Source organism: Pseudomonas sp. 2FE (assembly GCF_005503735.1).
Lineage (GTDB): Bacteria > Pseudomonadota > Gammaproteobacteria > Pseudomonadales > Pseudomonadaceae > Aquipseudomonas.
Genome location: NZ_SCMO01000001.1, coordinates 473,694 through 490,885, shown reverse-complemented (window position 1 = coordinate 490,885; position 17,192 = coordinate 473,694). Strand labels below are relative to the sequence as shown.

Genomic DNA, 17,192 nt, shown 5'->3' with positions numbered 1-17,192 from the left:
CTGCTGAGCAGTGTCCACAGCTTCGCTCTTCTATCTTGTGACGGAATAGAATAGCCCCTGCAAGGCTCTGCAAGCCATTTACAGCTTCTAAGAGCTACCCTGTTCAGGGGTAACAGCTTAAAGCGTCTCCGAGAGCCTCACAGGCTGCTCTGTTTGATATTGAAGTTAAACTCCAGCTTCTCAATAGCTTCTTTCTTCTGGTCGTAGCTCGGCCCAGCGAAATACACGTCAAGCGAGATATGGCCGAACTCATGCCCGAGAATTGCAGGGATCATGATAGGTGACGCACCGCATTGAAGTAGCTGTGTTGCCGTACATTTCCTGAAGCTGTGAAAGACGTGGTATTCACCGAATCCTTCTGCTCGTTTCAGTTTGGTGAACCTCTGCGAAAGGGCGCTCAGGCGTAGGTTGTGCTTGGTGCCGTCATTACCAGCGAACCGGAATTCCTAATTTTTCCCAGCCCGTACAACCCCCCGGCATGTGGTCAGTCTGAAAAATGGAGGGGCTTGTTCCGCTGTTTCGAAAAGGAGTTAGTGCTTAACCAACAGGGAACGGAGCTATGACGCTGAACGACTGCATCATCCGGTATACATACCAGCAAGCCACTCCGTACAGCAGATATGACACGATCACTAGTCCGAGGGTTGCGTAGAGAAATCCGTCTCCGATCTTGTCTTCTCGGCAGTCGTCAGACTTGCCCATACCATCGTGATAAAAGCTCTGCGAAAGGTAAGTGAACCCGGCAGCCACGCCGACACAGAGAACACTGATAGCAAGTAGCAACACCCCAAGCCCTAGGAACTCAAGCCCCTCGGGCTTCAAACTCTTCCATGCCGAGCTAGCGAAGGCCAACAGAGCCGCCGCCGCACCACCCCCAATCAGCAAGCTACTTTTCAAAGCCACTTGCCCACTATCAATCACTGTGCGAAACAGCGCCTGCTCAGATTGGTGCCTGTGCTCATGGGCTTGTTTTTGGAAATCTAGGCCCGCCTGCTCTAGCGGAGCCTGAGTCACGATGTGTTGAGCCAGCGACCCTAGGTATGACTCAAGACTCTCTACAGTGATGATCTGGTTTCCTTGAGCCTTGGCTTTCTGTACCTCGGCTTGTATCGCTTCCACTGCCTGTTGTGCGTTCATTCTACCCAGCCCCCCATGATCCCTGCCTCGCTGAAACTCATCCTAACAGCGAAATCTCATCCCATAGCGCAGAGCGCAGCACAACCGAGGAACACACCGCTTAGGCAGCAGATTGCCACCCAAGCCAGAGTCGAATGGAGGTTTACTGGAGGTAGGTCAGAGGGCGTAACTGGAGGGACTTGAGTAGTACAATTGAGTAGTACAGCCAAGAAATGAAAAGCCCCGTAAACCATTGATTTACGAGGCCTTCTTAATGAGTGGCGGGGAGATAGGGATTTGAACCCGCCGACGAACTAGGCAAGCAACTCCACCAGAGCAACGAACTGCAGGACTGGCCAACCATTGAAGCCTGCTTCCTCAGCAGGGTCGCTTACTACTCGTCATCCTCTTCATCGTCGTCCCAACCCGAGTCATCCTCATCATCAATGACCCCACCTCCCCCATCCACGAATGACTGACAACCTTCGTTGAATGAAGGTGAATTCGTACTACACGCAGAGTCATCGTCAATATCGTTCTCCTCTGCCCAGTCGTAGCCAGCTTGGTGGCCCGAGCAATCATCTAGGCACTCGTAGCTATCAAAGGTAGCCCCATGAGCCACCCCAAACGCTGCAAGCAAAACAAGGACAGAAAACGCCTGCATCCCCCCTACCCCGCGCTTTATCACGTGAATACGAGACCTAGCACGAGAATAGCCGTCCACCGAGAAGATGGGTGAAGTGGATGCTGAATTGAGCTTTGAAGAGACCGAGCGAACAGATACGATGCGTCGCACGGTGCACCACTGCGGTGTACCTAAACGCTGTTCCACTCTTCGATTTTTGGCGTGAAAAGTCTTTTATAATCAAATACCTAGAGACTGGAGGCAACCCCACCAGCCACACCCCGGCACACAATTTCACCGCTGCGGCTGCTCCCTTCCAGGCCTGACCGGGTTCACGGCTGATCGTTGCGGGGGGACCGATGGGGTCACCATAACGAAGCCCTCCAGATGGAGGGCCGCGCCATTGTACCGGCTTGTCGGCAACTTACAACTGCCGGCTGCGGATTAAAAAGATATCCGCGACAAGCACTTGCATCTTCCTATAGGCGGGAACTCGCGACCAGTTGCGCCAGCCCGGAAGACAGCTCGGACAAGCGACGATGCGCCTGTATTTCTCGCTAGCCAATGCTTGCTTGGAGCCCGCCATGGGAAGAGGCCGAGATACAAAGGCCCAGCATTTGCGCCATGCCCCTCAAGTATTAGGGCTTTTGTGCTAGCGTGCGGGCCTTTCCAGGCCGGGAACGAGTTGGCCGTCTGAGCCTCTCACCCTCTGGCGCACAGCCGGAACGCCGGCCTGGAGCCCAACTATCCACTTAACGGAGCAACACCATGGCAATGACTAAAGACCAACTGATCACCGATATCGCCGAAGCCACCGACGCGCCGAAAGCGACCGTGCGCGCAGTGCTGGAACAGCTGAGCGAGATCGTCAGTGATGCACTGGAAAACCATGACGAAATCACCTTGCCTGGCATTGGTAAATTGAAGGTGACTGATCGCCCAGCGCGCACCGGCCGTAACCCGCAGACCGGTAAGGCGATCGAGATCGCCGCGAAGAAAGTCGTGAAATACGTACCGGCCAAGGCTCTGACTGACGCGATCAACTAAGCCTCAGCAGATATGAGCCACACCAGATAGTAGGGTGGAATCCCCGAAGGGGCTTTCACCACCACGAACCGATTGATCGGCATGATTCGGTCTCGAATGAACGCCTCGCCTTGTGCGGAACGCTCGTTTCTGCGGGATGGTGGATTACGCCGCTGTGCGGCTAATCCACCCTACGCCACTGCCCGTCAGGGTACCGCTACCGCGGTCACTTCAACGCCAGGGGCGGACGCAACGGATTCGGCCACCGGCTGACTGCCCCCCAGTTGCCGAATCTGCCTGATCTGCTGAACCCTGTTCAGGTTTTCCCAGGCTGTGGCGTAATGCGCTGGCGACTGTTCGATCGCGCTGCGAAAGAACTGCTCGGCCACGTCCAGCTTGCCTTCCACCAGGCATACGTAACCGACATCATTGCTGGCTTCGGCACGTGTCTCGATCTGTTCAAAGGCGGAGACAGCCTCCTCATAACGCTCCATGCGTGCCAGTAATAACCCATAGTTGCGCCAGAGCGGCTTGTAGGTGGCGTCGTAGCTCATGCCACGCTGGTACATGCGCTCGGCTTCGGGCCACTGCCCGGCCAGGTAATAGGAATAGCCCTGGCTGTTCTGCACCAGCGCGGAATGCGGCTCGATAAGCATGGCCAGCCGATAATAGGCCTCGGCCTGCGGGAAGTCGTTGCGCAGATCCGCGAGCACGCCGAGGCCGTTGTAGACCTTGAGCGGCGACTGGCTGTCCACCTTGAGCTCAGCCACGCCAGGCAGACTGTCGCCCTTGCCGTTACCAAGACGCTTCTGGTCCACAGCGACCGCCTTGAACAACAGCTCCTGCGCACGCTCGTGATTGCGCCTGGCCAGGTTCAGCAGGCCCATCTCCGTCAGGGCTTCGAGGTTGTCCGGATCATTCTTCAGCACATCGGCGAAAGCCATCTCGGCGAGCTGGGTATTGCCCCGTTCGCGGTGGATGCGGCCCACCCACACCAGAGCGGCATAGCGCTCAGGGTCCAGTTCGATGGCTCGCAGATACTGGAACAGAGCCTGATCCAGATTGCCTGCCTGGTAAGCCATCGCGGCCATCTGCATGGCCTGATCGGGCGAGCTGATCTCCTTTTGCACCTGATAGAGCAGCGAATTGTCACCGGTGTAGATCGAGCGGCTGCCAATCGCCTGCTCCGGCCCCATGGTCTGACATCCTGACAGCACGGCCATCATGGCCAACAGCAGACAGTTCCTGTTCATGTCATAGCTTCCCGAAAACTTTAAACACCCCAATGATTGCAGGACCGATGGCCACCAGGAAAAAGCTCGGCCACAGACAGAAGATTAGTGGGAATACCAGCTTGGTGCCGATTTTCGCCGCCATTTCTTCGGCGGCCTGAGTGCGGCGGTCGCGAAACTCTTCGGCATAGATGCGCAGGGTGGCGGCGACACTGGTGCCGAAGCGGATGCTCTGCGCCAGCAAGCTGACCAGCCCGCGAATGTCCTCCAAGCCGGTGCGCTCGGCCAGGTGTTTGAGCGCCTCGCTACTGGGGATTCCGGCGCGAATCTCCGAGTTGACCAGAGCCAGTTCCACCGCCAACTCCGGCTGACTGACCGCCATCTCTTCGGCCACCCGCTCGATAGCCTGGGGCAAGGCCAGGCCCGACTCCACACAGACCACCATCAAATCCAAGGCATCGGGGAAGGCAACGAGCAGCCGAGTCATCCGCGCCTGCTTGCGCTTATCGACATAGATTGCCGGCGTCAGCCAACCCACACCGAATGCCGCAACCACCAGTGCAATGCCCATGACCAGGGACAACTTCGGGATAAATGGCAAAACCAGCAGCGTAAGGCCCAGCAGTATTAGTGGCGACAGCAGGCGAACCGCCCAGTACATCTGCACAGCCGCGGGCGAGCGATAACCCGCGTGCGTCAGCAGGGTTCGGGTGGTCGAGGCCTGTCCCTGCTCGCCGGAGGTAAAGCGCTGACCCACCTGCTCCAGCATCAGCTGCAGGTTGCTTGGCGCCTCCTGCCCGTGGCTCCCCCCGCCATGACCGCGTTTAATCAGCGTAAGGCGGCGCTGCACCGGGTCCTGCAACCCCAACACCAGCAATGCCAGGGTAACCACAGCGAACACCGCGCTCAGGCCGATGGCAGTGACGAACAACAGGCGCGCCAGCTCCTCGTTGCCCACCGCCCGATTGAGCAGACTTAGCAGATAGTCCATGGCACCCTCCTCCCCTAGGCTTTTTGCTCTTAAGGAAATGTTGAAAAGTGATCTTCGTCGTTCCCGCGAAAGCGGGAGCCCAGGCACTGCTGAACCCTGGATCCCCGCGTGCGCGGGGATGACGACTATTTCAGACCTTCCTTAAACTTGGATACGGATGATTTTACGTATCCAGAAAATTCCAATCAGCATGGCAACAAAAGCCGCCATGACCAGCTTCTGCCCCAAGGGTTCCTTGATCAGCAAGGGCAAATAGGTTGGGCTCGAGAGCACAATCGCCGCAGCCAACACAAAGGGCACAGCCACCAATATCCAGCCCGACATCCGCCCCTCAGCCGAGAGGGTCTTGACCTTGCGCTGAAAGCGGAAACGGCCGCGAATCAGGCTGCTCAACCGCTCCAGTACCTCGGTCAGGTTGCCACCGGTGTCGCGGTGGATCAGCACCGAGGTCACCAGCATCATCACCGTCATGCTCGGCATGCGCTCCAGCAGGCCAAGCATGGCCCGGCGCACATCATTGCCGTAGTTGATATCGGCGAAGGTCAGGCCGAACTCATGGGCCACCGGCCCCTTATGCTCCTCGGCCACCAGTTGCAGGGTCTCGTTGAACGGATGCCCGGCACGCAGGGCTCGGCACATGGCATCCAGGGCATCCGGCAACCCCTCCTCGAACTGGGCGAAGCGCTTACCGCGATCGCTGGAGATCTTCAACAGCGGCAACCAGAACACCGCCAAGGCCAGCGGAATCGCCACCCACCAGAGCTGCGTGAACAACCAAAGCAGAATGCCCGCGGCCACGGCCAAAACCAGCCCGAGCAGCAGCACTCGATAGGCGCGGTAGCCATGCCCAGCCTGCTCGATCATCTGCGCCAGGGCCTCCATAGCCGGTAACTGCTCCAGGCGGGCCTCCAGCGGCGACAGGCGTTTGAGGTACTTTTGCCGCAACACCGTCTGCATATTCGGCAGGTTGCTGGCCCGCTCCAGCAAGTGCAAGCGGCTGCGAATACGTTTGCGCACCTTGCCTGCCTCACCGAACACCGGCACCACCAGCCCCTGGCTGAGGAGGAAGATGGCGGTGAACACCATGCCGAGGAACGCCAGGATGAATTCACTGGGGATCTGATTCATTACTGCCCCTCCATCCATTCCGGGCGGAACAGGTTAAGCGGCAACTCGATGCCGCGCTTGGCCATCACGTCGCGGAAGGCCGGCACCATGCCCGTCGGGCGGAACTCGCCCAGCACTTCGCCATGTTCGCCCATGCCGCTGCGGACGAAAGCGAAAATCTCGGTCATGGTGATGATCTCGCCCTCCATGCCGTTGATTTCCTGCACGCTGACCAGGCGCCGCTTGCCATCCTCCTGACGTTCCAGCTGGACCACCACATCGATGGCCGAAGCGATCTGCTGGCGCAGGGCCTTGATCGGAAAGGTGGCACCGGTCATGGACACCATGTTCTCGACCCGCCCCAAGGCATCCCGTGGGGTATTGGCGTGAATAGTGGTCAGCGAGCCGTCGTGGCCGGTGTTCATTGCCGTCAGCATGTCCAGCGCCTCGGCGCCGCGCACCTCGCCGATGACGATGCGATCCGGGCGCATACGCAGGCTGTTGCGCACCAGCTCGCGCTGGTTCACCTCGCCGCGCCCCTCGATGTTCGATGGGCGGGTTTCCAAGCGCACCACATGAGGCTGCTGCAGCTGCAACTCGGCCGAATCCTCGATGGTGACGATGCGTTCGTTATGCGGAATGAAACTGGACAGCACATTGAGCATGGTGGTCTTGCCGCTGCCAGTGCCGCCAGAGATCAACACATTCAACCGCCCGCGGACGATAGCCTTGAGCATCAAGGCGATGGCCGGCGTTAGGGTGCCCATCTGCACCAGGCTTTCGGTATTGAGCAGGTCCACCGCGAAACGACGGATCGACATGCTCGGCCCGTCAATGGCCAGGGGTGGAATGATCGCGTTGACCCGCGAACCGTCCTTCAATCTGGCATCCACCAGCGGCGAGGATTCGTCGATGCGCCGCCCCAGGCTGGAGACGATGCGGTCGATGATATTCAGCAGATGCTGATCGTCGCGAAAACGCACATCGGTTCGCTGCAGCTTGCCGTGGCGCTCGACATACACCGAGGCATGCCCGTTGACCAGGATGTCGGACACGCTGTGGTCGGCCAGCAGTGGTTCCAGCGGCCCCAGGCCGAGCACTTCGTCGGTGATCTGCTTGATGATCAGCTGGCGGCTGCTGGCACTCACTGGCGCCGAATGCTCGTCCAGCAGCCGCTGGCTAATCTCGCGGATCTGCCGCCCCGCCTCGACCGGCTCCAAGGTATCCAGCAGTGACAGATCCATGACTTTGAGCAACTGCTGGTAGATCTTCTCCCGCCACTCGGTTTCCATCGGGTTGAGCTGGGTTCTGGTCTCGTAGAGCGCATCCGGTGCACTGGCCTCCCAGGCCATAGGGGCACCGGCAGAGTCCTCGCTCTTGGCTTGTGCCTCCTGCTGGGCTGCCGGAACATTCTTACCGGGCTGCTGACGCAGGCGATTGCGAAATTCGCTGAGCATGGTCTATCCCCTGAACAGTCGGCCAAAGGTACGTTGCAGCAAGCTCTGCTCGGCAGCCTCGGTGCCGAGCAACGCCTGACTCAGCTCGCGCATGCCGAGGGTCACGGGGGCCCGCGGCGCATGGAGCTCCAGCGGCACCCCGGTGTTCTGGCTTTCACAGACCACCGCATAGTCGTTGGGCAGTTTCTGCAGATCCGCGCAGCGCAGCGACTCGGCAATATCCTTGAGGCTGACCGGCGAAGCCTTGTTGTAGCGGTTGACCACCACCTGCAGGCGATTGCCCTGCACCCCCAGGTCGTCACGCAGGATGCGCACCAGGCGGGTGGCGTCCTTCAGATGGCTGAGACTCTGCTGCACCAGGATGTAGACCCGGTCGGCCTGCTCCAGGGTGACGCCGGTGAGGTGGTCGATCTGCCGCGGCAAATCCACCACCACCCAGTCATAGGTGCTGCGTGCCAGACGCAGCAGCGCCTCCAACTGCTCCAGGCGCACATCCTGCGACAGGCACAGCTCCCCGGTACGCCCGCCAAGCACATGCAGGGTCGGGCTGAAATGGCTGCAAAAGCCGCGCAAGGCGACGCTGTCCAGCGCCTCGACCTGCTGCAGAACCTCCACATGGCTGTGCGCTGGTATCACGTCCAGGCAGTGGGCCACGCTGCCGAACTGCAGATCCAGGTCCAGCAGCAGGGTTCTGCCGCCACGGGCACTGAGCTGATGGGCTAGATTACAGGCCAGCATGGTGGCGCCCGAGCCGCCCTTGGCATTCATCACCGCGATCAGTTTGCCGCCCGTCGCCTGCCCCGCCTGAGCCTCCATAAGCATACGGCCGAGAGCCGCCAGCAACTCCTCTGCTGCCACCGGCTCCGGCAGAAAGTCACGGGCGCCGGCCTGCATTGCCAGGCGCATGCCCTCGCGCTCGTCCAGTGGCCCACAGACCAGCAGTGGTGGGCGCTCCTGCGCCGGGTGCTGCAACAGCGCCGCCAGTTCCTCGCGCCACAGGTGGCTGACGCGCAGCAAGAGGAAATCAGGCATCTGCTCCAGCCCATACAGCGGATCGGTATGGCCGTTGCTCACCAGCCGCGTGATCACCTGCAGGCTGGGCAGGCGCTGGCTTAAAGTTTTCAGATGGTTCAAGGCCGCCGCGTCGCGACTGCTGATCAACAGGCGCAATCCCTGTTTACTCGGCGAACTGGATGGCGCGGGGGCTTCTCTGAGCTTTAACATGGTGTGGGTACCTCAGTCTCGCCATCGAAGCCGAGACTTTCACGGGGCAAGGTTGCCCTGAACGCCGGCAGGCTAAAGCTGCCGGCAAAACCAGGGATCAATAAGGTGAAGGGGAAATTCACGATACTGAGTTGCACGTAACGGATGGAGGAAAAGCCGGCATCGCCATCATTGGGGTTGGCCACCACGGCGCCGTTCTCGTCCAGGTAGGTCAGGGTCAGATTCGCCGTCTGCAGATTGCCGATCAGGCCACTGGCGCCGCTGTCAGTGGCCGCATTGAAGATCGCCCGGCGCAAGATCACCGGATCGCTGATTTGGCACACTGCCGCCAGACGCGCGCCACGCCGCACCACCTCGTCCAGGCCGTTGACCGTGAAGTACAGCCGCCCCATTTCCAGCACGCCGAATAGCAAGGTGAACAGCAGCAGGCCAATGATGGCGAACTCCACCACGTAAACGCCGCGCATGCGTTTGCCGTTCATTGCAGCACCCTCATGACAGTGGTGGCGATCAGCGGGATATTCAGCGCGATCGCGTTACCGAAGAAGCCCGGCAGGCTACCGCCACAATTGCCCGCACCGATCACCGGGCAGAAGTTGTAGGTGATGCTCACCTGCACATGCTCGGTACCCACGGTGCTGACCGTCACGTCGGCGGCAGTCAACCCCGGCACCACCGGCGGGAAGCCGGCCGGGCTGGACGGCACGCCATACACGGCGACATTCTTGATCCGCGTTTTCAACAACTCACCCGGCTCGGTCCCACTGTCCCAGACTGCGCCGGCGGCATAGCGGCTGGCATCGCGGCTGGCCTGCAGCAGACTGTTGTACTGGTAGAGCATGCGGCCGAACTCGCCAATGGCCAGCAGCATGAGCAGTAACAACGGCAGGGTGATGGCGAACTCCACCATCGCGACCCCACGCTGGGCCCTTGGCCGCGTGCTCCCATGACTGCGCATCGCATACCTCCTAGGAGTCGGTGCTTGGCACACCGACACCGTTGCCGATATAGGTCTTATACAGTTGGATTGTCGTCTGATCAGCGCCCCCGCAATCCTCGACAAACTGGCCGAACACCTCCTTCACAGCACCTTGCTCCACCTCCTGGGATAGATAGAAGCAACCGGTTCCAAACACCGGTAGCGTAGTGACCCCGCTCCCCGCTGCCGCACAGTTTCCAATCACGACATTAAGAACGCGCCGCTCGCGCTTGCCCGTGCATGTTCCTGGGTTATTGACGCAGGTTTCGCTGGCCTCTTGCCAATCCTTGATATCGAGTACATCGTCGGCATCGGTCGATAGGTCGCCACTATTGGAGGTGACCTCATTGCCCTGGTACATCGGGGTCGGAGGTTCGCCGTTCATGGTCACCAGCGGCTTGCTGTAATCGGTGTACAGATCCGGCTGGCAAGTGGCATCGACAGGACCGTTGTACAGCCCCAGACGGGTATTCAAGCCCTGGGCCACCGGGCCCCAACTCATACCGGGCTTGGTATCGACCGATCCTCCCACGCACTGTTTAATTCCGTTGCAAAAGGCCTCTCGAATATCCGCGGCACCGGAAGCGCCGGGTAAATCCAATAACTGACAGTTGCCGGCGCTTGGGCTGCCGGGAGTACCGCACGTCAGCGTTACCAAATCACCAAATTTATACCCCCAAAAATTGCCATTCTTAGGGTCGTGTTTAGTCGGATCGCCGCACACCATTATGGGAACGACCCCGCACGGTGGCGGTCCCGCGGTAGCGATGGCCGCTACAGCCTTGTCCGCCAGAGCCGCATTGCCGAACGACTGGGCGAAGTCCCAGAAGAATCCGGTCAGGGGGTAGGTCGGCACCGTCACCCGGACAAAGCTGGCATCCGCCGGCCCCGGGAAGGAGAAGGGGCCGTAGACACTGTTGGCCAGCTCCACCACCGCGAAACCGGCGATATTGCCGCCGATGGCCGTCGCCAGCTCGCTGTTGCCGCTGGCGTTGGCATTCTGCGAAAGCGTATTCAGCGCGGCATCCCGTGACAGCGTGGAAGCATTGCCCGTGCCCAGCACCTGCTGAAGGGTCTTGGCACCGCTCAGTGCGGCGGCGTCCACGGCGTTCTGCAGGCGCGTCTTGTTCAGCAGCATATGGCCGCCGTCCAGCGCCAGGGCGCCCATCAGCAGCATGGATGCCAGCGCAATCACGATCAGCACTATTACCGCCCCCCGCTGGCGCCCCGGCGTCGCGGTGAACGGCCGTTGGATACGGGGTTTCATCATCAAGTCCTCAGTTACCGATATTGATCTGGATTGGCTGGCCGACCTGCTCCGCATCGCCGGTGACGCCACGGAAACCGTCCATGACCTTCTCGGTCAAAGGGCCATCGGTGCCGGTTGGCGAAACTTCCGTACCTGGGTTGGCGGCCCGCTCCTTGTCGGCGATCTGCTGATAACTGGTCTGATAGACGCTGTAGCCCAGCGTACCGACCCGACCTTCCTCGTAAGTCATGCAGCCGGACAGCGCGGATACCAGCAGGCAAAGGGGCATCATGGTTTTCATGGTCGCTGTCTCCTAGTTGAGGTCATGGCCAAAGCTGCCCTCGCTGACCCCGAGGCTGACGGGAACCGAGCGCCCTGGCTCACGCCCCTTGGTCTTGCCGAGCAGGTAGAAGTCCAGGTCGCTCGGCTCGACGAATTTCTCGGTGGGCAGGCGCACGGCCCTGGCATCCACCGGCTTGGCCAGGTGGGGTGTCACCAGGATCACCAGTTCAGTTTCGCCATTGATGAACGACTGGCTGCGGAACAGATGCCCCAGCACTGGGATATCGCCCAGCCCCGGGAAACGGCTGACGAAATCGCGGGTGTTCTCGCTGATCAAACCGGCGATGGCGATGGTCTGACCATTGCCGAGTTCGACGGTGGACTCGGCGCTGCGCTTGGTCAGCGAAGGGATGACTTGGGTTACCCCCTCACCCAAAATGCTGTCCAGGCCGGTATCCAGCACCAGCGAGTTGACATTGGAAAGCTCGCTCACCGAGACATTCAGGTTGAGGTTGATGCGCCCGGAATCGAGCACCACCGGAAGGAACTTCACCCCGACCCCGAATTCCTTGTATTCGATGGTGATGCCATCGTCCTCGGTGATAGGAACCGGGAACTCACCACCGGAAATGAACTCCGCCTGCTGCCCGGTGAGGGTGGTCAGGGTCGGTTCCGCCAATACCTTGGCCGAGCCATTGTCCTTGGACGCCTCCAGCACCACGTTGAAGAGGAATTCGTCCGAGAGGAACTGGGCAAATAAGCCCGTACCACCGCCGATGAGCGAAGCGGGTGGAAGAACCGCGCCACCTCCGGGGGTCAGGCCTAGCCCCTGACCATTGTTGAAACCGCCCCCGCTCCAGCGGCTGGAAGAGCCGAAGTCCAGGGCGTTGAAGCGCACGTTGAGATTCTTGACCAGGCTGCGCTGCATCTCCGCCACTTTGACCTCCAGCATCACCTGCTGGCTGCCGCCGACGGTGAGCAGATTGATCACATCCAGCGTCTGGGTCGGCGCCGCCACGGCGGCCTCGCCCTCACCCTGCACCACGCTCGAAGTTTGCGCGGTATAGGTCTTGGCCAGCTTGACGGCGGTATCCATGGCCGCCGCGCTGCTCACCTGGCCACGCAGCACCAGGGCGCCCTGGGCGCTGAACACCTCGATGCGCTCGTTGGGCAGCAACTGGTGCAGCTTGCTCTTCAACCCGTCGAGGTCATGCACCACTTCGAGGTCGAGGGTTTCGATCAGACGGTTGCCGCTGTCCCACAGCAGCACGTTGGTGCTGCCCAGGGAACGGCCCAGCAGATAGAGCTGGGTCGGACTGGTGACCAGGATATCGGCGATTTCCGGGTTGCCGACCGAGATCCGCTTGACCGGCGAGCGCGTACTGAGCACCCGCGACTTGTAGATCGGCACTTGGATATGGCCGGTATTCGCCGCCGGCATGGCTCTCACCGCCGGCAGCGGCTCGGCCGCCTGCACTGCGGCCAACAACAGCAGCCATGCGCCCAAGGTGTGCAGCGCGTATGTCCCGAGTCTCTGGATGGTGTCCATGTACTACTCCTTGCTTGTTATGCCGCTTGCCTGCTTACAGCCCGTAGGGTGCATTCGCCCGCCAGGGCAATGCACCGCCTACCCCGAACCCTCCGATGCTCGGCGGGACCGCCCCCGGTGCAATGCCTACGGCGATTGCGCCCTACAACTTATAGCTGCGCTTTCTTATAGCTGCGCTTTCGCCACATTGACTTCGGTACCGCGAATCACGGTGATACCGCCACCGCCACCGCTACGGCGCACCACCGGCTTGGGCGCCGCCGGAGCCGGTGCCGACTGTTGCGCCACTGGCAGCGGCGGCTTCTTCTGGTTGTCAAGCGGGTTGCGCAGAGCCAGTTGCAGCTTCCCTTCGGTCATCGCCTTGACCAGGATTTCCCCCTGTTCCGGGGCCATCTCCAGGGTCACCGCGCGCACCACCACCGGCTGGGTCTTGTCGGTGCTGGCGGTCTGGTCCACGGCAAGCACGCGCAGGTCCTCGAGAATGGTTTCGGCTTCGGCATTGCTGTTGTTGCCAACCTTCTTTGTCGCCAGCACATCGACCCGGTTGCCCGGCAGCAGGAAGCCGCCCACGCCGACCACATCGTCCACCCGCACCGAGATGGCGCGCTTGTCCCGCTCGATCAGCGAGGCCAGTGTGCTGCCCCCCAGGTGCTCGGCCATACGCGCCCCGCGCAGGATGTCGCCGCGCAACATGGCGAAGGTGGCGATCTTGCCCACCACCTTGTCGGTAGCATCGAAGGCATCGTCCGGCACCGTGTCCTTGGGCATGCGCACCACGGTGACCTGCTGGGCCTCGACCATCTGCCCGAAGGGAATCTCCATCGTGGCCACCACCACGTTCTGCAGGTTGTCGTCCGGGCTGGCATTCAGCCGAGCACTGAGCCAGTTATTGGCCATCCAGGCGGCGCCCAGGCCCAGGATCAGGGAAAGGGCAACCAGGGTGAGAGTACGAGAACTCATGTCTGTGACTCCTTATCCAAGTAAATCGAGTTGGACGAAGTAGTTGCGCCAGGCCCACTCCAGCTCGCTGGGGGACAACGGCCCGGAACCGTCCAGGTAACGCTGGCGGTCCAGCGCCATGCCGAGCAGGTCACGCGGATGGCAGGGCACCAGCGGCATGCCCTCGGCCTCATACAGGCCTTGCAGCACATAGCGCAGCAGGAGCGGGTCAAAGGCGATACCCAGACGCTCGGTTTCCTGGCGCCAGATGCGCTCGTACTCTTCCGGTTGGAGGTAGTTGAAGTGCAGCTTGTAGCCAATCCGCCGGAGGAAGGCCTCATCGGCCAGCTCCAAGGGGTTGAGATTGGTGGAAAACACCAGGATCAGATCGAACGGCAGCTCGCAGTGGCGCCCGCCGCCGAGGTTGAGGAAGTCGCGCTTCTCTTCCATCGGCACTATCCAGCGATTCAGCAGCTCGGCCGGGGCCATGCGCTGGCGGCCCATGTCATCGATGATGAACAGGCCATTGCTGGCCTTGAGCTGCAAGGGAGCCTGGTACTGGCGGGTGAAGGGGTCGTAGCGGATATCCAGCTGTTCCATGCTCAATTCACCGCCGGTGATGACGATCGGTCGTTTACAGCAGAGTAGTCGACGATCGATCCCTTCATTGAGCAGCAGGCTGTTCTGCTGCTCGTCGTCATCCAGGCGTTGGTGTACCTGGGGGTCGTAGATCTCGATCACGGCTTCGTTGATCGCGATGGCATGGGGCACCCAGATGGCCTCGGCGAACAGGCGGATCAACCGGCTACTGATATAGGTCTTGCCGGTGCCCGCAGGGCCGTAAATCATGATGGCGCGCCCGGAGTTCATCGCCACGCCCAATTGGTCGAGCATGGCCTCCGCGAGCACCACCCCGCCGAAGGCGGAACGCATGTCGCGCGCGGTGATGCGGCCATGGTGGATGGTCTGCACCTTCAGCAGGGAACGGTAGGCACTCACCGGATAGGGAGCCGCGCCGATATAGCCGCTGCGCGACAGCGCATCGCGGGCGGCGCTGCGGCCGCGCTCGGTCAGGCCGTAACGCAGGGTCTGGCCACCGGCCTGGCCGAGCACCTCGACACGGCCATCCTTGCGCAGAAAGGCGAGAATCTCTTCCAGCACCGCGCCGGTCAGCGCCAGGCGCTCCACCAGTCGCGACATGTCCAGCACGCCGGCATCGTGCAGGTGCTTGCACACCAGATCACCGAGAAAATTGTCCGCCAGGCCTGTCTCGCGGATAGTGCGCGGCTGCGGAGCCAACCGCTGCACCGCTTCCCGTTCGCTGGGGTAGGAGCTGCTATCGCTGATGGCGTACATGACAGCCTCCTGGGCTATAAGCCGATGTGCAACCAATAGAGGCTGGCTAGAGTTCCCAACAAAATTGCAATTGAGTAAGGAAAAGGTTTGCCGGCCGCCTCATCTGCTGCCGGCGCAAGGTAGGCTCTCGCCTTTAGCATCAGCCCGTAACGCGACAGGGTCTGGAGCAATTGTCCGCGAAAAAGCACAATCAAGAATCCGCACAGGCCACCTGCAATCAGGCTGAAAAGCGCGGCCCAAAGCGCATCATGTGGAGTGAGAAAGGCACCGACCATGGCCATTAGCTTGACATCCCCGGCGGCCATACCGCCTAGGGCATAGAGGGGTAGAAACACGGCAAAACCGACCAACAGACCCAGCAGACCGTTTCCTACCCCGCCAATCCCACCCTCATAGGCCTGGCCGGCCAATCCGAGGGCGAGACCCAACAAAATCAGGAGGTTGGGAATGCGGTGGTGACGAAGATCGCTCACCACCGCAATCACCAGCAGCCCTAGCAGCAAAATTGCGGTAAACATCTGCTCCATGGACATCGCTGCAAATCCCACTGGGAGAAGAGTGCTAGCACGGACCGGTAGCTATGACGCAGTTGCCAAGCCGCGTAATTTGGGTGTTTACGTTACCTCCCAAAATTATGAACGCAGCGACAGCCCCTAGCGTTACCAGCCCGCCAGCCACCGCATATTCCACAATGGTCAGGCCATCCTCGTCCTTGACGAACTTCAGCACCGAAGTCTTGATCGCTTGCAGATTCATTTTGCCCACCTCACTCGAGTGTTGTTCTTTCAGGAAACCGGCAGTGCTTCGTGCACCGCCTACCTGCACCCTAGTTGCCGGCCAAAAGAGGGGTTAGGAGTTTTTTGCGAATAGCTAGGACTCTTTTGCTGTCATTGCCAGGACAGCAAAAGCAGCGAGGTCATCATCTGCGACAGCAACGGAAAGCCTAAGAGAAGGAATGACTTACGAATGACTCTGCAACTAATTCGCAAGCGACCAGCGGTCGATCCCGGGCGCGTCGATAAAAAACGAAAAGTCCGCGTGACTCCACGCGCTCAGCAATACATAGAACACAACCAGCTAAGTAGATTTTTTATTACTAGGATTTGATCTTTGCGGTAATGACACAGTGACAATACTGCTGAGGTGAGGGAACAACACGGGCGCAGAGCTAAGCAGATGAAGTCTAACTCGGCCAGAAAACCATTCCTTTTATGGCTCGATCTGACCCACGATCGATCCACGGAGGAACTCATCGCGCAATTCAATGCCTCCTGCGACTGCAGGCTGGCGAAAGAGCCCGTGCTTGCCAGCAGGGAGCCAGGCCCGCAGGCAGACATGATCTGCATGCATTTCGATCGCCCCGACGTGCTGGGCCTCAGCCTGTTGCTGGAGGTCAAACGCAGCGTGCCCTCCATCCCGATCACCATGTTCACCGTGCAGCACTCGGAAGAGCTAGCCGTCTGGGCCATGCGTTCCCGGGTCTGGGAATACCTGGTGCTGCCCCTCTCGGCCACCGAGAAGAATCGCTACTTGCACGCCCTGGAGCAGCTCTGCGAGCTGCGCCGTAACGCTAATGGGCATGGCAAGAAGCCGTTGGTCGAACACTACCCATGCCTGCCGGGCAGCATCCGACTGACCGCAGAACACCAGAAGCACCAGGCTCTCAACAAGGTGCTGCAGTACCTCGACCAGCATTTCCGCGAGAGCATCGACCAGAAGGAGCTGGCGCAGCGCTGCGGCATGACCGCATTTCGCTTCAGCCGCCTGTTCAAGGAAGTGATCGGCCTCGGCTTCATGGACTACGTCCTGAACAAGCGCATGGACTTCGCCAAGGAGCTGCTCGACAACAGCCAGATGCCCATCACCAGTATCGGCTATGAGGCCGGCTTCAAGGACCCTTCCTACTTTGCTCGCGCCTTCAAGCAGTTCGCCGGCTGCACGCCCAGCGAATACCGCCAGGCGCACCGCTCCGGAGTGCCTGTAACAGCAGAGCCGGCATTGGATGATGCTCTGCTAGAGGTGGTCGACAGCCTGGTGCTGGACGTCGGGGCCTGACGCGC

General features: G+C 60.4%; 18 protein-coding genes and 1 other RNA gene. 2 read left to right on the top strand and 17 right to left on the bottom strand.

Features of this window, described 5'->3' with window-relative positions; genetic code table 11:
• Window positions 1–137: 137 nt before the first annotated feature.
• The 3 genes from FFS12_RS19825 to ffs all read right to left on the bottom strand — a co-directional run bounded on the left by FFS12_RS19825 (window position 138) and on the right by ffs (window position 2,103).
• Window positions 138–275, bottom strand: coding sequence for a hypothetical protein (locus FFS12_RS19825; RefSeq protein ID WP_171011794.1), 138 nt, complete (start codon window positions 273–275; stop codon window positions 138–140).
• Between the two features lie 262 nt (window positions 276–537).
• Window positions 538–1,137 (bottom strand): hypothetical protein, encoded by a 600-nt coding sequence (locus FFS12_RS02390; RefSeq protein WP_137885360.1) that lies wholly within the window; start codon window positions 1,135–1,137, stop codon window positions 538–540.
• 869 nt (window positions 1,138–2,006) lie between these two features.
• An RNA gene (gene ffs, locus FFS12_RS02380) (signal recognition particle sRNA small type) lies at window positions 2,007–2,103 on the bottom strand.
• A 406-nt stretch (window positions 2,104–2,509) separates the two neighbouring features.
• Between ffs and FFS12_RS02375 the strand changes: the two genes are divergently transcribed.
• Window positions 2,510–2,788, top strand: coding sequence for an HU family DNA-binding protein (locus FFS12_RS02375; RefSeq protein ID WP_137885359.1), 279 nt, complete (start codon window positions 2,510–2,512; stop codon window positions 2,786–2,788).
• A 185-nt stretch (window positions 2,789–2,973) separates the two neighbouring features.
• Here FFS12_RS02375 and FFS12_RS02370 read toward each other — a convergent pair whose 3' ends face one another.
• The 14 genes from FFS12_RS02370 to FFS12_RS02305 form a co-directional block, all read right to left on the bottom strand.
• Window positions 2,974–4,020, bottom strand: a complete 1,047-nt coding sequence (locus FFS12_RS02370; RefSeq protein WP_137885358.1) for a lipopolysaccharide assembly protein LapB — start codon at window positions 4,018–4,020, stop codon at window positions 2,974–2,976.
• A 1-nt stretch (window position 4,021) separates the two neighbouring features.
• Window positions 4,022–4,990 (bottom strand): type II secretion system F family protein, encoded by a 969-nt coding sequence (locus FFS12_RS02365; protein WP_137885357.1) that lies wholly within the window; start codon window positions 4,988–4,990, stop codon window positions 4,022–4,024.
• Window positions 4,991–5,131: 141 nt separating this feature from the next.
• Window positions 5,132–6,118, bottom strand: coding sequence for a type II secretion system F family protein (locus FFS12_RS02360; protein ID WP_137885356.1), 987 nt, complete (start codon window positions 6,116–6,118; stop codon window positions 5,132–5,134).
• The gene (locus FFS12_RS02355; RefSeq protein ID WP_137885355.1) at window positions 6,118–7,554 is read right to left on the bottom strand and encodes a CpaF family protein; all 1,437 of its coding nucleotides are present in this window, start codon (window positions 7,552–7,554) and stop codon (window positions 6,118–6,120) included. Before FFS12_RS02355 ends, FFS12_RS02360 begins: the two co-directional genes overlap by 1 nt.
• 3 nt (window positions 7,555–7,557) lie before the next feature.
• A complete protein-coding gene (locus tag FFS12_RS02350) occupies window positions 7,558–8,778 on the bottom strand; it encodes an AAA family ATPase (protein ID WP_137885354.1) in 1,221 nt (406 codons plus the stop codon).
• Window positions 8,772–9,260, bottom strand: coding sequence for a TadE/TadG family type IV pilus assembly protein (locus FFS12_RS02345; RefSeq protein WP_137885353.1), 489 nt, complete (start codon window positions 9,258–9,260; stop codon window positions 8,772–8,774). Before FFS12_RS02345 ends, FFS12_RS02350 begins: the two co-directional genes overlap by 7 nt.
• Complete coding sequence (locus FFS12_RS02340) at window positions 9,257–9,736, bottom strand: TadE/TadG family type IV pilus assembly protein (RefSeq protein WP_171011793.1); 480 nt, start codon at window positions 9,734–9,736, stop codon at window positions 9,257–9,259. The genes FFS12_RS02345 and FFS12_RS02340 overlap by 4 nt, the downstream gene beginning before the upstream one ends.
• A gap of 10 nt (window positions 9,737–9,746) precedes the next feature.
• The gene (locus tag FFS12_RS02335) at window positions 9,747–10,961 is read right to left on the bottom strand and encodes a pilus assembly protein TadG-related protein (RefSeq protein WP_305955912.1); all 1,215 of its coding nucleotides are present in this window, start codon (window positions 10,959–10,961) and stop codon (window positions 9,747–9,749) included.
• A 73-nt stretch (window positions 10,962–11,034) separates the two neighbouring features.
• The gene (locus FFS12_RS02330; RefSeq protein WP_137885351.1) at window positions 11,035–11,307 is read right to left on the bottom strand and encodes a hypothetical protein; all 273 of its coding nucleotides are present in this window, start codon (window positions 11,305–11,307) and stop codon (window positions 11,035–11,037) included.
• A gap of 12 nt (window positions 11,308–11,319) precedes the next feature.
• The gene (locus tag FFS12_RS02325) at window positions 11,320–12,837 is read right to left on the bottom strand and encodes a type II and III secretion system protein family protein (RefSeq protein ID WP_137885350.1); all 1,518 of its coding nucleotides are present in this window, start codon (window positions 12,835–12,837) and stop codon (window positions 11,320–11,322) included.
• A 165-nt stretch (window positions 12,838–13,002) separates the two neighbouring features.
• Window positions 13,003–13,797, bottom strand: a complete 795-nt coding sequence (gene cpaB, locus FFS12_RS02320) for a Flp pilus assembly protein CpaB (RefSeq protein ID WP_137885349.1) — start codon at window positions 13,795–13,797, stop codon at window positions 13,003–13,005.
• 12 nt (window positions 13,798–13,809) lie between these two features.
• Window positions 13,810–15,132 (bottom strand): AAA family ATPase, encoded by a 1,323-nt coding sequence (locus FFS12_RS02315; protein ID WP_137885348.1) that lies wholly within the window; start codon window positions 15,130–15,132, stop codon window positions 13,810–13,812.
• A gap of 14 nt (window positions 15,133–15,146) precedes the next feature.
• Entirely contained in the window at window positions 15,147–15,665 is a 519-nt protein-coding gene (locus FFS12_RS02310) for a prepilin peptidase (protein ID WP_137885347.1), read from the bottom strand.
• A gap of 28 nt (window positions 15,666–15,693) precedes the next feature.
• The gene (locus FFS12_RS02305; protein ID WP_137885346.1) at window positions 15,694–15,888 is read right to left on the bottom strand and encodes a Flp family type IVb pilin; all 195 of its coding nucleotides are present in this window, start codon (window positions 15,886–15,888) and stop codon (window positions 15,694–15,696) included.
• Between the two features lie 420 nt (window positions 15,889–16,308).
• On the opposite strand from FFS12_RS02305, the gene FFS12_RS02300 reads away from it, so the two are divergent.
• The gene (locus tag FFS12_RS02300) at window positions 16,309–17,187 is read left to right on the top strand and encodes an AraC family transcriptional regulator (RefSeq protein ID WP_137885345.1); all 879 of its coding nucleotides are present in this window, start codon (window positions 16,309–16,311) and stop codon (window positions 17,185–17,187) included.
• The last annotated feature ends 5 nt before the right edge of the window (window positions 17,188–17,192 follow it).